The sequence below is a fragment of the Acinetobacter sp. ME22 genome, from assembly GCF_022012315.1.
In the GTDB taxonomy this organism is placed as follows: Bacteria; Pseudomonadota; Gammaproteobacteria; order Pseudomonadales; family Moraxellaceae; genus Acinetobacter; species Acinetobacter brisouii_A.
This window is the reverse complement of the sequence record NZ_JAKLTL010000003.1, coordinates 385,095-398,544: the sequence shown is the minus strand read 5'-3', so window position 1 is coordinate 398,544 and position 13,450 is coordinate 385,095. Positions and strand designations below refer to the sequence as shown.

The 13,450-nt window shown below is 44.1% G+C and carries 12 protein-coding genes; 8 read left to right on the top strand and 4 right to left on the bottom strand.

What is annotated here, in order from left to right; all coding sequences use genetic code 11:
* Nucleotides 1–38: 38 nt before the first annotated feature.
* The 6 genes from LVY74_RS06825 (at nt 39) to LVY74_RS06800 (ending at nt 5,449) form a co-directional block, all read left to right on the top strand.
* Entirely contained in the window at nt 39–1,889 is a 1,851-nt protein-coding gene (locus LVY74_RS06825; RefSeq protein WP_237814450.1) for a DEAD/DEAH box helicase, read from the top strand.
* A gap of 336 nt (nt 1,890–2,225) precedes the next feature.
* Nucleotides 2,226–3,044, top strand: coding sequence for an ABC transporter ATP-binding protein (locus LVY74_RS06820; RefSeq protein WP_237814449.1), 819 nt, complete (start codon nt 2,226–2,228; stop codon nt 3,042–3,044).
* Entirely contained in the window at nt 3,041–3,817 is a 777-nt protein-coding gene (gene mlaE, locus LVY74_RS06815) for a lipid asymmetry maintenance ABC transporter permease subunit MlaE (protein ID WP_237814448.1), read from the top strand. The genes LVY74_RS06820 and mlaE overlap by 4 nt, the downstream gene beginning before the upstream one ends.
* Complete coding sequence (gene mlaD / locus LVY74_RS06810) at nt 3,817–4,497, top strand: outer membrane lipid asymmetry maintenance protein MlaD (RefSeq protein ID WP_237814447.1); 681 nt, start codon at nt 3,817–3,819, stop codon at nt 4,495–4,497. Before mlaE ends, mlaD begins: the two co-directional genes overlap by 1 nt.
* A gap of 22 nt (nt 4,498–4,519) precedes the next feature.
* Entirely contained in the window at nt 4,520–5,149 is a 630-nt protein-coding gene (locus tag LVY74_RS06805; RefSeq protein ID WP_237814446.1) for an MlaC/ttg2D family ABC transporter substrate-binding protein, read from the top strand.
* Nucleotides 5,150–5,161: 12 nt separating this feature from the next.
* Nucleotides 5,162–5,449, top strand: a complete 288-nt coding sequence (locus LVY74_RS06800; RefSeq protein ID WP_151777198.1) for an STAS domain-containing protein — start codon at nt 5,162–5,164, stop codon at nt 5,447–5,449.
* 37 nt (nt 5,450–5,486) lie between these two features.
* On the opposite strand, the gene LVY74_RS06795 is transcribed toward LVY74_RS06800, so the two are convergent.
* Entirely contained in the window at nt 5,487–6,500 is a 1,014-nt protein-coding gene (locus LVY74_RS06795; RefSeq protein WP_237814445.1) for a CorA family divalent cation transporter, read from the bottom strand.
* Nucleotides 6,501–6,656: 156 nt separating this feature from the next.
* On the opposite strand from LVY74_RS06795, the gene LVY74_RS06790 reads away from it, so the two are divergent.
* Nucleotides 6,657–7,238 (top strand): TIGR00730 family Rossman fold protein, encoded by a 582-nt coding sequence (locus tag LVY74_RS06790; protein ID WP_237814444.1) that lies wholly within the window; start codon nt 6,657–6,659, stop codon nt 7,236–7,238.
* Here the strand turns inward: LVY74_RS06790 and LVY74_RS06785 are convergent.
* Together LVY74_RS06785 and recG are read right to left on the bottom strand one after the other, a co-directional pair.
* Complete coding sequence (locus LVY74_RS06785) at nt 7,235–7,858, bottom strand: ComF family protein (protein WP_237814443.1); 624 nt, start codon at nt 7,856–7,858, stop codon at nt 7,235–7,237. The genes LVY74_RS06790 and LVY74_RS06785 overlap by 4 nt on opposite strands.
* Nucleotides 7,845–9,890 carry an ATP-dependent DNA helicase RecG gene (gene recG, locus LVY74_RS06780; protein ID WP_237814442.1) on the bottom strand — a complete coding sequence of 682 codons (2,046 nt, stop codon included), beginning with the start codon at nt 9,888–9,890 and terminating at the stop codon, nt 7,845–7,847. Before recG ends, LVY74_RS06785 begins: the two co-directional genes overlap by 14 nt.
* 23 nt (nt 9,891–9,913) lie before the next feature.
* On the opposite strand from recG, the gene LVY74_RS06775 reads away from it, so the two are divergent.
* Complete coding sequence (locus LVY74_RS06775; protein ID WP_237814441.1) at nt 9,914–10,729, top strand: NAD-dependent epimerase/dehydratase family protein; 816 nt, start codon at nt 9,914–9,916, stop codon at nt 10,727–10,729.
* A 67-nt stretch (nt 10,730–10,796) separates the two neighbouring features.
* Here LVY74_RS06775 and plsB read toward each other — a convergent pair whose 3' ends face one another.
* Nucleotides 10,797–13,373, bottom strand: coding sequence for a glycerol-3-phosphate 1-O-acyltransferase PlsB (gene plsB, locus LVY74_RS06770; protein ID WP_237814440.1), 2,577 nt, complete (start codon nt 13,371–13,373; stop codon nt 10,797–10,799).
* Nucleotides 13,374–13,450 lie beyond the last annotated feature (77 nt).

The window sequence follows — 13,450 nt, the reverse complement described above, 5'->3', positions numbered from 1 at the left end:
TTATTATTTGGAGCACCCAAATCAGGGTGAATCTCTCTATGAGCAAAACTTTTGCTGATTTTTCTTTACACGCATCTCTTCAACAAGCGTTAGAAGATTTAGGCTTCACAAGCCCTACACCTGTTCAAGAGCAAGCTGTTCCTGCTGCTTTGGAAGGTAAAGACTTGTTGGTTTCAAGCCAAACAGGTTCTGGTAAGACTGCTGCATTTTTATTGCCAACTTTGCATAAACTTGCAGAAAATGATGTTTTCGTTCCATTTAAAGAACGTATGCGTGCGATTACACAACCACGTATTTTAGTGTTATGTCCAACACGTGAATTGGCACAACAAGTGAGCCAAGACGCAATTGCATTTGTACGTCACATGAAAGGTGTTCGTATTGCTGCAATCATGGGTGGTATGCCTTTTGGTAAACAAATTCAACAGCTTAAAGGTGCACAAGTGGTTGTGGCGACTCCAGGTCGTTTACTTGACCTTGTGAACCGTCGTCAAATTAAACTCGACAAAGTTGAAGCGTTAATTGTTGACGAAGCTGACCGTATGCTTGACTTAGGTTTCTCTGAAGATCTAGAAGCAATCAGCGATTTGGCTGCAAACCGCGAACAAACATTGATGTTCTCTGCAACATTTGCAGATCGTATTATCAGCCTTGCTGAACGTATGATGAATGACCCTGAGCGTATTGCGATCGAAACTGGTCATTCAACCAATACAGACATTACTCAGACTTTACACTGGACTGATGGTTTCGAGCACAAGAAAAAATTGCTTAGCCACTGGTTAGCAGATGAGTCTTTAGACCAAGCAGTTGTATTTGCTTCAACTCAAGAAGATACTGACATGTTGGCTGAAGAGCTAGCAGAAGCAGGTCATTCTGTTGTTGCATTACACGGTGCGATGCCACAAACCGTGCGTAACCGTCGTTTACGTAGCATCCGTGAAGGTCGTGCAAAAATCTTGGTTGCAACTGACGTTGCAGCACGTGGTCTAGACGTCCCAACCATTTCTCACGTGATTAACTTTGGCTTGCCAATGAAACACGAAGATTATGTACACCGTATTGGTCGTACAGGTCGTGCGGGTCGTACAGGTCAAGCAATCACATTAGCGACTTACCGTGAACGCGGTAAAATCCGTGCGTTGGAAGACTATTTGGAAGCGCGTTTAGACGTATCTGAAATTGAAGGTCTAGAGCCATCTCCACCTCCTGCACGTACTGGTCGTCGTGATGGTGGTGGTCGCGGTGGTAATGGTCGTCGTGACGGTGGTCGCGGTGGTTTTGGTGGTGGTCGTCGTTTTGAAGGCGAAAGCAACTTCAAACGTCGTGAAGGTGGTCGTAGTGAAGATCGTCCACGTCGTAGCTTCGATGACAAACCACGTGGTGAACGCCCTGCATTTGGTGGTGAAGACCGTCCACGTCGCGAGTTTAACGCTGACCGTCCACGCCGTAGCTTTGATGATAAACCACGTGGCGAGCGTCCAGCATTTGGTGGTGAAGATCGTCCACGTCGCGAGTTTAATTCAGATCGCCCACGTCGTGAAGGTGGCTTTGGTGATCGTCCAAAACGTGATTTCGGTGATCGTCCGCAACGTAGCTTTGGTGATAAACCGCGTTCTAACGATGACAACCGTGGTAATCGTGTAGATTATAAACCAGCTCGTGAAGGTGCTGATCGTCCACGTCGTGAGTTCAATTCAGACCGTCCACGTCGTGAGTTCAACTCAGACCGCCCACGTCGTGAAGGTGGCTTTGGTGATCGTCCACAACGTTCTTTCGATGATCGTCCAAAACGTTCTTTTGGTGGTGAAGACCGTCCACGCCGCGAGTTCAATTCAGACCGTCCACGTCGTGAAGATGGTGACCGTCGCCGTAAATTTAACGACTAATTCTCGTTAAACTTTACTGTAAAAAGCCAGTTTTTTAACTGGCTTTTTTTATCTATAGATATAAATATTTTAAATTCAAAAAAACTGAAGTGATCTTGCTTTATTTCTTATAAAACTATTTTTTATCATGTATTTATGTTTTTTTAAAATCTACATAAACACCACAAAGATATGCGTTTTGTACAAGTTTCATATATTTCGTTGATAAAATCTTCAACTTTTTTCGTCCTGAAAATGGTAAGCTACGTCACGTAAAATCTATAGGTAAATTTGTAAAATCTTCTATTCTAGGAAGAGTTCACTTGCTGCGAAAACCGAGCAGGAATTTGGTCTATTATGAAAAATACATTAGCTATGCCTGCGCAGTCATTGATTGAGATCAAGAATCTGAGCTTTAAGCGAGGCGAGCGTGTCATTTATGACAATGTGAGTCTTTGCATTCGCCGTGGGCAAATTACTGCCATTATGGGTCCTTCGGGCACAGGTAAAACCACCTTACTCCGTCTGATTGGTGGACAATTAACTCCAGATCAAGGGCATGTACTGCTTGATGGTAAAGATCTAGCGAACATGTCACGCCAAGAGTTATTTGCAGCACGTGCCCGTATGGGAATGCTGTTTCAAAGTGGTGCGTTGTTCACAGATATGACCGTGTATGAGAATGTGGCTTTTCCTATTCGTGCACATACCCGATTAGCAGAACATTTAATTGCAGAGCTAGTTGCACTGAAGCTTGAGTCTGTGGGTCTGCGTGGTACAGAAAAATTAATGCCATCTGAACTTTCGGGTGGGATGAATCGTCGTGTTGCTTTGGCACGTGCAATTGCATTAGACCCTGAACTCATCATGTATGACGAACCATTTGCTGGACAAGACCCAATTGTCATGGGGGTGTTGACGCGTTTGATTCGTTCGCTGCGTGAAGCATTGGATTTAACGACAATTATTGTGTCGCACGATGTGGATGAAACCATGTCGATTGCAGACTATATCTATATTGTTGCTGAAGGCAAAATTCAGGGTGAAGGTACGCCAGATGAGTTACGCCAGCATCCTTCTGCTTTTGTACAACAGTTTCTTAATGGACAGGCTGAAGGTCCTGTCGATTTTCAGTTTAGTCATCAGGCATATTTAAGCCAAGAGGTGGGTTCATGAATGCTATAGCCTTATTGGGTCGGCGCGTGATTGAACGTATACATGGCATTGGTGTTGCGACATTGATGCTATTGCAGATCATCATATCGATGCCAACGTTACTTGGCATACGTTTGTTTATATATCAAATGTACCGTGTCGGGGTCATGTCTTTACTGATTATTTCCGTTTCAGGTCTATTCATTGGTTTGGTTCTTGGCTTACAAGGCTACAATATTTTGGTCAATGTCGGCAGTGAGTCGATGTTGGGCACAATGGTGGCTTTGACCTTACTTCGTGAATTATCTCCTGTTGTTGCGGCTCTGCTTTTTGCAGGTCGAGCAGGTTCTGCATTGACAGCTGAAATTGGTCTCATGAAAGCCACTGAGCAGCTATCTAGCATGGAGATGATCGGGGTTGATCCACTGAAACGTATTGTTTCACCACGTCTTTGGGCAGGTATCGTGAGTCTACCGATGTTGACCGTTATTTTTTCTGCCATCGGGATCTTTGGTGGCAAGATGGTTGGAGTCGATTTTTTAGGTGTAGATGAAGGTTCCTTTTGGAGTGGTATGCAAAGTTCTGTGCAATTTCAACATGATATTGTTAATGGCATCATCAAAAGTGTGGTCTTTGCTGTGATTTGTACATGGATTGCTGTCTATCAAGGTTATTTCTGTGCCCCGACATCGGAAGGTATTTCGACTGCGACCACGCGTACTGTGGTGTACTCATCTTTATGTATTTTAGGTTGTGACTTTGTGTTGACTGCGGTCATGTTTGGAGGAGTGTAATGAAGTCCCGTTCAAGTGAGCTGGCCGTAGGTGTATTTGTTATTCTGTTCGGCTTAGCATTATTCTTCTTGGCAATGAAAGTCAGTGGTTTATCTACAGGTAGCTTGGGTAATAGCTATGAAATGTCTGCAACTTTTGACAACGTGAATGGTTTGAAAACCCGTGCAAAAGTGACGATGAGTGGTGTCACGATTGGACGAGTTGAGCGGATTGAGCTTGATCCAGTGACACGTCTTGCTAAAGTCACTTTTGATCTAGAAGCAGATAAAACCACCTTTAATGCAGCGCAATTGCAAACCGTTGAAAAAAATGCGCTTGAAGAGTTGCGTTATAGTGATGACTATCAACAAGCTAACCCTACCAAACAAAAAGCAATGGAACAACAACTATTGGGTAACATGAAGTCCATCACCAATATTGATGAAGATGCTTATATTATGGTGGCAACCAATGGTCTACTCGGCGAGAAATATCTCAAAATTGTTCCAGGCGGTGGTTTGAACTATATCAAACGTGATGGTGTGATTGGTAATACACAAGGTACGATGGATCTTGAAGATCTGATCAGCAAATTTGTGACAGGCATGTCAGGTAAATCATCAGATACTGCTGACAGTAAAGAAAAAGCAGCTTCTGAGCCAAGTAAAACTGCCGATCCACAAACATCTTTTGCTGAATAATAGAATTTAGAGGAGTAAGACGTTGAATACTTTAATTAAACAAACCCTTACAGCAAGCATTTTATCAAGCATGATTGTCGGTACAGCCTTTGCAGCGCCTGCTGAAGCACCGCCTGCATTTGTTAAACGTATTGCTGATAATTTAATTGGTCGTTTAAAAGCAGACCATGCGAAATTACAAGGTAATCCTGCGGCAGTGAATGCCATTGTAAAACAGAACCTTGAACCGTATGTTGATGCTCAATCATTTACTCGTATTGTGATGGGTACATATGCGACACCGCAAAGCAGTACCCCACAGCAACGTGCAGCATTTGAGCATAACTTGCGTCAAAGCCTTATTCAGAATTATGGCTCAGCTTTGGCAAAATATAGTAACCAAAGCTATAGCCTTCGTCCTTACAAACCAACAGGCGGTGCTTTCCCTGTAGTAACCATTGACTTTATTAACCAAGGTCAGAAAACCCCTGTTTCTTTCCAGTTGACGGATAACAACAGCCAATGGAAAATCCGCAACATTAATGTGGCAGGGATTGACTTAGGTCTACAATTCCGTAATCAGTTTGCTGCGACAGTAAAACGTAATGGTGGCAATATCGATAAAGCGATTGCAACCTTTAAACCTGATGCTGACAATGCAGTGAAGAAATAACATAGGTGTACTGTGATTGAACTTAAAGATCAGCAATTGTGCTTATCAGGAACGATTAATTTTCAAAATGCAGAGCAAGTTTACCAACAAGGTTTGGCATTGATTCGACAGCAGCCTTTACCACTTGTGGTGAATTTGGCAGAGTTGCAACATGGTAATACCTTGGCACTTGCTGTTTTGGTACAGTGGTTACGTCAGACACCTGAGCAAAAAGGTCTGCACTTTCAGGCTGTTCCCGCTAAAATGCTGAAAATTATTGAAGCCTGCCATTTGCAAGATGACCTGATCTTTTTGAGTTAATTGCAGCATAAAGAAAGCATCCATAGGGATGCTTTTTTTATATCCATTTTTTCCAGCGGAAGAATAAAATTGGCCCAATAAATGAACCAACAATAATAATTGAGACCGCAGTAAAGCTAAAACTGCCATGTGCAAAAGGCAGCACTGTGGTGTTCATTCCATATAAGCTGGTCACGAGCATTGGGGGAGTGAGCATACTCGGTAAAATCGAGAATCGACGAATGGTATCGTTTTGTTCGGCGTTAATAAATCCAGAGGTGGTGTCGAGTAAGAAGCGGACTTTTTGAAATAAAAAGGCATTATGTTCAACCAAGGAACGGACATCTTCACTCATTTCTCGAATTTCACCATCATAAATATGACTCCCTAGGGCGCGTGGGCGCGATAGAAAGGTCAAAATACGGCGTAAATCAATCAGACACAATTGTGCTTTTCCGAGCATATCTTCTTGCTGAGCCAAGCGCGTAATCATGTCATCTAAATCAAGCACTTGTTCTCGATGATGGTTATTGAGTACTTCGGTTGAGTATTTTTCCAAATCTTTATGAATATCTTCCAAAATGTCGGCAAGCTCATCAAGTTTGGCTTCAAATAAACCCAATAAAATCCAGATTGGATCTTTATACTCGACATCATAGTCATTACGACGGGCACGTGCCCGAAAGGCACGAAACGCCACCAGTTTTTCACCGCGCAGGGTCAGTAAGCGCTCTTTATTTAAAATGAATGCAACCGTTTGTACCGTTGCCAGCATATTGGCTGACTCGTCATTTTCATTATCGACCTGATAGTTTTTATTTTTCGTTAAAAAATAGGTGCTGATATGTAAAACGCCATCGTCATCGCGATAGAATCGGGCAGAGGATGAAATGTCTTCTAGTGATTTCAGTGTTGGTAGATTTTGCTCATAGGCATCAGTAACCCATTGTTGCTCCTCTTGTGAAGGCGCAATCAGATCAATCCACACTAATTCTGGGTGTAAGTCGAATCCACCATTAATGGTCGCATCTTCGAGACTACCACGCTCTGTGGCGTAAAAAGCTTCAAGCATAGGCGTCATTCTCCCTTGGGTTGGACTGGGGGTGAAATGGTGGGTGTATTTTAGACAAGGACTTAGGGAAAAACACTGATCACTTTGTTATTTTGCTCAAAAAAAGTTGCTTTAGTTTATTTTTAATACATGACAGATCAATAACAGGCCAATTTTATGAATTCAATTGCAATCTTCTGTGGTTCTAAAGCAGGAAATGACACGATTTTTGTGCATACTGCGCAACAGGTGGGTGAGAAAATCGCACGACAGGGTAAGACCTTGGTTTATGGTGGTGGACGTTCAGGTCTGATGGGTGTGGTTGCCGATAGTGCATTGCAGGCAGGAGGAAAAGTGATAGGCGTGATTCCTGAAGCTTTGGTTAACCGTGAATTGGCACATCCGAATTTGACAGAATTATATGTTGTGAAAAATATGCATGAACGTAAAACCAAAATGTCTGAGCTGGCAGATGGTTTTATTGCTCTACCGGGTGGTGCGGGGACTTTAGAAGAAATTTTTGAACAGTGGACATGGGCACAATTGGGCATTCATTTAAAACCGTGTGCTTTTTTAAATGTTTCAGGTTTTTATGATGCCTTGCTCAGCATGATTGATATGACTGTACGTCAAGGATTTACGCATTCTCGTTTTGCCGATACGCTGCTTGTATCTGATCAGATTGAAACTTTATTGGAGCAATTTGAACAGTATCAGCCACCACAGCCAAAATGGGGTGCAAGCGATATTACACCTTAAGCTTTCGGACTTGCTAAACAGGCAGCATAAATCTGCTGACAACCAAGCTGTTGTAATTTGAGTGAAAGCGCCTGAATGGAGCTGCCTGTTGTGACCACATCATCCACAATCAGCACGCGTCGATAACGCACTTTACTTGGCGCTTGCACCACAAATTGCTGTTCAATATTACTGAGGCGTTCTAGTCGATTCAGACCCTTTTGATGCTGTTGCTCTTGCCGAAGGATCGGCTGCCAAATCGGGACATTGAGTTGTTTGGCTAAATGTTCTGCCAACAGCAGAGCTTGGTTATAACCTCGCTCAATTAGGCGTTGCTGTGAGATCGGCATCGGCACAATCGCTTGAACTTTTGGAAATTTTAACTGGTTCAGCATGTGAGAAAATAGCGGCAAATAATGCAGTTGCTGCTCATATTTAAACTGTTGAATCATTCGATCCAGAGGATATTGATAATAAGCCGCCACCTGAATCGGAATTTCCTGACGGTAAATGGTTTGCTTGAGCCACGGCAATTGCTGCCAGCAATCCTGACACACAGACGCTTGGGTTGCCCGATCACTTTGGCATAGGCTACAACTCAGTAAGGGCTGTAGCAGTTGCGAAAATCTAGACATAAGCATAGCGAGGTGCCTCGGGAAGCCATCGTTTGAGTAGCGGTTCAACCAGTTGCGGATGCTTTTGCATGATTTGCTGTGCCACATAATGCGCTTGATTTAGCAAGTGATCGTCACGTTCCAGTTTAGCCACCCGAAAACCCAAATCCCCCGTTTGTTTAGTGCCGAGCAGCTCACCAGGACCACGCAGTTCCAAATCTTTTTCGGCAATCACAAAGCCATCATTACTTTCTCTTAAAATCGATAGGCGCTCATGTCCATTTTGCGATAGTGGGGTTTTATACAGCAACACGCAAAAACTGGCGAGAGCGCCACGTCCAACTCGCCCACGTAACTGGTGTAACTGAGATAAACCGAGCCGTTCAGCATTTTCAATAATCATCAGGCTGGCATTGGGAACATCGACTCCGACCTCGATTACCGTAGTGGCGATCAATAGTTGTAGTTGATTGTCTTTAAATTGCTGCATGACACGTTGCTTGTCTTCGGCTTTCATTTTACCGTGGACTAGACCGATTTTTAGCTCAGGGAAACGCTGTTGAATTTCCTGATAAGTGGCTTCAGCGGCTTGAGCGTCAAGGGTTTCGGATTGTTCGACCAGTGTGCAGACCCAGTAGGCTTGCTTGCCTTCGGTACAGTTATTGGCAATGCGTTGCAGCACTTCTTCACGGCGGTCAATCGGAATGGCAACGGTTTGAATGGGTGTACGTCCAGGGGGAAGTTCGTCAATAATTGAGGTATCCAAATCCCCATAGGCACTCATGGCGAGGGTACGAGGGATCGGGGTGGCGGTCATCACCAGTTGATGCGGTGTGTATTGGGCATCACCTTTATTGCGTAGTGCCAAGCGTTGATCGACCCCGAAGCGGTGCTGTTCATCAATGATGACTAAACCGAGTTTGGCGAATTTCACATTTTCCTGAAACAAGGCATGTGTGCCAATCACCAGTTGTGCTGCGCCTGTTGCAATTAGGTTCTCGGCTGCGGCACGCGCTTTACCTTTTTGTTTGCCTGAGAGCCATGCCACGCTTAAACCCAAAGGCTCAAACCAGCGTTTAAAGTTCAGATAATGCTGCTCTGCCAAAATCTCGGTCGGTGCCATCAGGGCGACTTGCCAGTCGGCTTCTAGGGCATGACAGGCTGCAATGCCTGCAACCAAAGTTTTTCCTGCGCCGACATCACCCTGAACTAAGCGCAGCATGGGTTTGTTCTGCTTCAGGTCATCTGCGATTTCTTTGGACACCCGTTTTTGTGCGTTGGTCATTTTAAAGGGGAGTCCAGCCAAAAGCTGTTTGGCGAGCACTTTGCTACTGGACAAAACAGGAGCTTGGATTTGCTGAATATAGGCACGACGGGTGAGTAAACTGAGTTGATGCGCCACCAGTTCTTCAAAAATCAGGCGTTGCTGTGCAGGATGTGAACCTTGTGCCAGTTGTAGCATGTTGGCACTGAGCGGTGGCTCGTGAATATAAAACAGTGCATCTTTAAGGGCATAGCCATTACAAAACTGGCTTGGTATCAGTTCAGGCAAGTCATCACTGTGTTGCTGTAAGGCTTGCTTGACATATTCACGCAGTTTGGCTTGGGTTAAGCCCTCGGTACTGGGGTAAATCGCGGTCAGCTGGGTTTTGGGTAAGGGCGTATGGGCATGAATTGCCTGAATTTCAGGGTGATATAACTCTAAGCCGCGTGCACCGACACGAATTTCCCCAAACACGCGCACCCGATGTCCGACCTGTAAGGTATTGGTCAGGTTTTTATAGATATGGTAAAAACGCAAGGTGACTTTGCCAAAATCATCTTGCAGCGCCACCGCCATCGATTTACGTTTTCCCGCAGGAAAATCGACCGATTGCACCATACCTTCGAGCAAATAACTGCGCCCAACTTGCAGTTGGTTCATAGCAATAATGCTGCTACGATCTTCATAGTCACGTGGTAAGTGAAATAGCAAATCATCGGTGGTGAAAAGATTCAGTTTTTCTAAGAGCGCGGCAGTTGCTTGACCCACGCCTTGTAATTGATGAATTAAAGCCATGTCCCTCCAGCTTAGGTCATGTCATGCATATTGTATTTATTGGTTATGGTAAAACATCTCAACGTGTTGCAAAACAGCTATTTGCACAAGGACACCAGATTAGCACAATTAGTCGCAGCCCGAAAACAGATCGCTTCGCCCAGCATTATACGCAAGATATTCATGCTTTGGATTTAAGCCAACTTGCACCGATTGATTGGGTCTATGTTTTGCTCAGTCCAGATCAGAGCAGTGTCGAAGGTTATCAGCAGACTTATGTGGATTCGGTTGCCCCGATTGTGGCGGCATTGGCTTCACATCCTGTGAAAAAGGTCGTCGTCGTGTCGTCAACACGGGTGTATGGCGAAAATGCAGGACAGAAGATTGATGATGATCACCCCGTGCAACCGATAGACGAGCAGGGGCATTTGCTGTGGGAAATGGAGCGACTTTGGCAGCAGGCTTATCCTGAACAAAGTATCATCATTCGTCCAAGCGGGATTTATGGCGACAGTGTCGCGAGAATGTGCAAGCTAGCAAAAAACACCAGTATTTATCCCAATACGCACTGGAGTAACCGTATTCATGTCGATGATCTGGCAGGTTTTCTGGCGTATTTAACAGCGTTACCACAACATCAGCCTAGTTATATTGTGAGCAATGCTCAGCCGACCTTGCTGCATGAAGTGCTTGAGTGGTTTCAGCAGCAATTGGCTTTACCACAGTTAACGGTGGCACATCCTGAACAGGTTTCGGGAAAACGTCTGTATGCGACGCATTTACAGCAAAGTGGTTTCCAGTTGCAGCATACCGATTGTTTTCAGGATTATGTAGCGTTATTGGCGCAGCAGTCAGATTAAAGTGGTCGATTTAAGATATGAAATAAAAAACCGCATTCAAAGATGCGGTTTTTTATATTTAGATCACTTATTTTTTCTTACGTTTTGAACGGCGTTTGGCATTGTGTTCTGCCATTGCTGCCAAGGCTTGTTGTAACTCATCATCGCTAAAAGTGGTGATATGACGCAGCATTTGACGCGTGGTGTCGTCTAGAACTAAGTTGGCATATTGAGCAACACGGCTAAAGTTTTCGTCATATTCCAAGAAGCCATGTTCGTTGGTCTTAATGTAGTTTTGCTGTGTTAAGACTTTCAGGAAGCTTTGGAACAAGGCTTTATCAAAGAATTCTGGTGAATTAAATTCATACAACACAGACAAACGCTGACCGAGTAAATGGCTCAAGTCTTCCACCTGTTTGGCTGAAATATTGCCAGAACCACGCTGAGTAATGAGCGCCAACGTGATGTAATAGCGTTCCAGACTTTGTTTGACAGGTGCCATCATCAGCACGAGCTGATTATGTGCTTCTGAATTTGGCGTTGGGCTATGTAAGTCACCTTGATTGTCGCTTGAAATCAGACCTGCTTGAATCATGGCATCGGTATAGGCTTGAATCGGCTGATTCAACTCAGACACACCCCATTTCATAAACAATTCTGCTTTTAAGAATGGGTACAGGGTACAAATCACATTGCCCAAGTCTTCACGGCTAATTTTGCCATTTAACTCAACCAAAGATGCGATCAAAGATGGCAAAACAAACGCATGTAAAATGTTATTACGGAAGTAAGTGAGCAATACCGCTTGGTTGTCCTCAACCGTGATAATGTCGCCAAGTGCATGTTGTACACGTTTTAGCAGTTTAAGCTTCAAGCCATAGCTGATCATTTCCTTGCCTGAAAGCGCCGTCACTTCACTACGGGTATCATATGGCAGGAAAGTGGCTAAATTGCGATAGGTATCGAGCTGTTTAATAAACAGTTCTTCATCGAGTGTGTGTTTATCCGTAGCCAACAAGATCAGTGACAATAATGAAACAGGGTTGATGACTACTGCATTATTAATTTTTTCCAAGATGGCATGTGCTGAGCTGGTCACTGCATCGGAAACCACTGAAGGAATTGGATCATCATTCTTTTCAATGCGAATGTTGTCAGCATGGTGCGCTTTAAGCAGGTCATTGAGGAAAACAGGCTCGCCAAAGTTGACGTGTACTTTGCCAAAAATACGCTCGATTTTACGCAAAGTTTTGGCAATGCCAAACAATGACTCGGCTTCTTTTGGATTGCCTTGCATTTCACCAATATAGGTTGAACCTTCCATCAGACGTTCATAACCAATATAGGTTGGAATAAACACAATCGGCTTGTTGTTGGCGCTACGCAAATGACTATGTACAGTCATAGCAAGCATGCCTGTTTTCGGTGGGAGCAAGCGTCCTGTACGCGAACGACCACCCTCAATGAAGTATTCTAATGGCGTGTTACGTGACACGATGCTGTATAAATATTCTTTAAAAACTGTTGTATATAAACCATTTCCACGGAATGAACGGCGAATAAAGAACGCACCGCCACCGCGTAGCATTTGCCCGACAAATGGCAAATTCAGGTTATCGCCCGCAGCAATATACGGCACCATTAAACCACGACGGTGAATAATATAAGACAACAATAGATAGTCGATATGACTGCGGTGACATGGGGTATACACCACTTCGTAGTCTTTCGCCAATTCACGAACCGTATTGAAGTTATGTACTTCAACGCCGTCATACAGTTGTGTCCATAAGCGGGTCAGTGCCATATCGGCAAAGCGTACAGTCGAGTAAGAATAGTCTGATACGATTTCATTGACATAGCCAACTGCGCGGCGTTCAGCTTCAAACAGGCTGATTTTGCTACGGATACTTTCACGGCGAATGGCTTCTTGCACATCGGGTGCTTTCACCAAAGACTGCATCACGTTACGGCGATCCGATAAATCGGGGCCTAAGACGGCTTCACGCTGACGATCCAGATATTGATTGAGCTGATTAATAATATAGGTGGCAGGCGATAAGTTTGGATGTTGCTCTTTGGCAAAATTCACTAACTCACGTAACGACTGCTCAGGATGGAATTCAATAAATGACTGACGACCATGCATCCCGATATTAATGAGCTGTTTGAGTGTGCTTGGGGTTGCCCAAGTGTCCGTAAACAACAGTTTAAATAAAGAATCTTCTTTGTCTGGCGAACGTCCCCACAAGATGGTGACAGGCACAAGCTGAATGTCAAGTTCGGGTTGTTGCTGTAAAATTTCGATTAAACGTAATAGACGCGGGGGTAAGGTTGGTGCACTGGCATTCAATAAATAGTTATGGTCGGGTTGTTGTAAAAAAAACACCGAACTTTTTTCACTGCGATTGCCGAGCTGTAAAGGCTCCAATGCTGGTGGCAATTTAAGACGGCGAGTTTCACCATCGACCACCAAGGCATTACTGCGTGAATAATTTTGCAGTACATAACAAATCATTTTTTGTGATGGATGTGCCACTTCGCTGTTTTCTGTGCTGGGTGCAGAAGTAGGTGGAACATCGCCAAGAACGTGTGGAGTCACCACAAGGTCAAGAATTTTGCTTGATAGTCTACGGTACATTTGACCAAAACTATTCTTGGACATAAAAACTCCTACTTCAACACAATGGCAAAGTGATAAAAACAAACAGGATAAAGCTAGGTGAGAGATGACAGACCCAA

Bases quoted from the DNA above. Each gene is read 5' to 3' on its own strand.
- LVY74_RS06825 (WP_237814450.1), top strand. From the start codon at position 39: ATGAGCAAAACTTTTGCTGATTTTTCTTTACACGCATCTCTTCAACAA.
- LVY74_RS06820 (WP_237814449.1), top strand. From the start codon at position 2,226: ATGAAAAATACATTAGCTATGCCTGCGCAGTCATTGATTGAGATCAAG.
- mlaE (WP_237814448.1), top strand. From the start codon at position 3,041: ATGAATGCTATAGCCTTATTGGGTCGGCGCGTGATTGAACGTATACAT.
- mlaD (WP_237814447.1), top strand. From the start codon at position 3,817: ATGAAGTCCCGTTCAAGTGAGCTGGCCGTAGGTGTATTTGTTATTCTG.
- LVY74_RS06795 (WP_237814445.1), bottom strand. From the start codon at position 6,500: ATGCTTGAAGCTTTTTACGCCACAGAGCGTGGTAGTCTCGAAGATGCG.
- LVY74_RS06790 (WP_237814444.1), top strand. From the start codon at position 6,657: ATGAATTCAATTGCAATCTTCTGTGGTTCTAAAGCAGGAAATGACACG.
- LVY74_RS06785 (WP_237814443.1), bottom strand. From the start codon at position 7,858: ATGCTTATGTCTAGATTTTCGCAACTGCTACAGCCCTTACTGAGTTGT.
- recG (WP_237814442.1), bottom strand. From the start codon at position 9,890: ATGGCTTTAATTCATCAATTACAAGGCGTGGGTCAAGCAACTGCCGCG.
- LVY74_RS06775 (WP_237814441.1), top strand. From the start codon at position 9,914: ATGCATATTGTATTTATTGGTTATGGTAAAACATCTCAACGTGTTGCA.
- plsB (WP_237814440.1), bottom strand. From the start codon at position 13,373: ATGTCCAAGAATAGTTTTGGTCAAATGTACCGTAGACTATCAAGCAAA.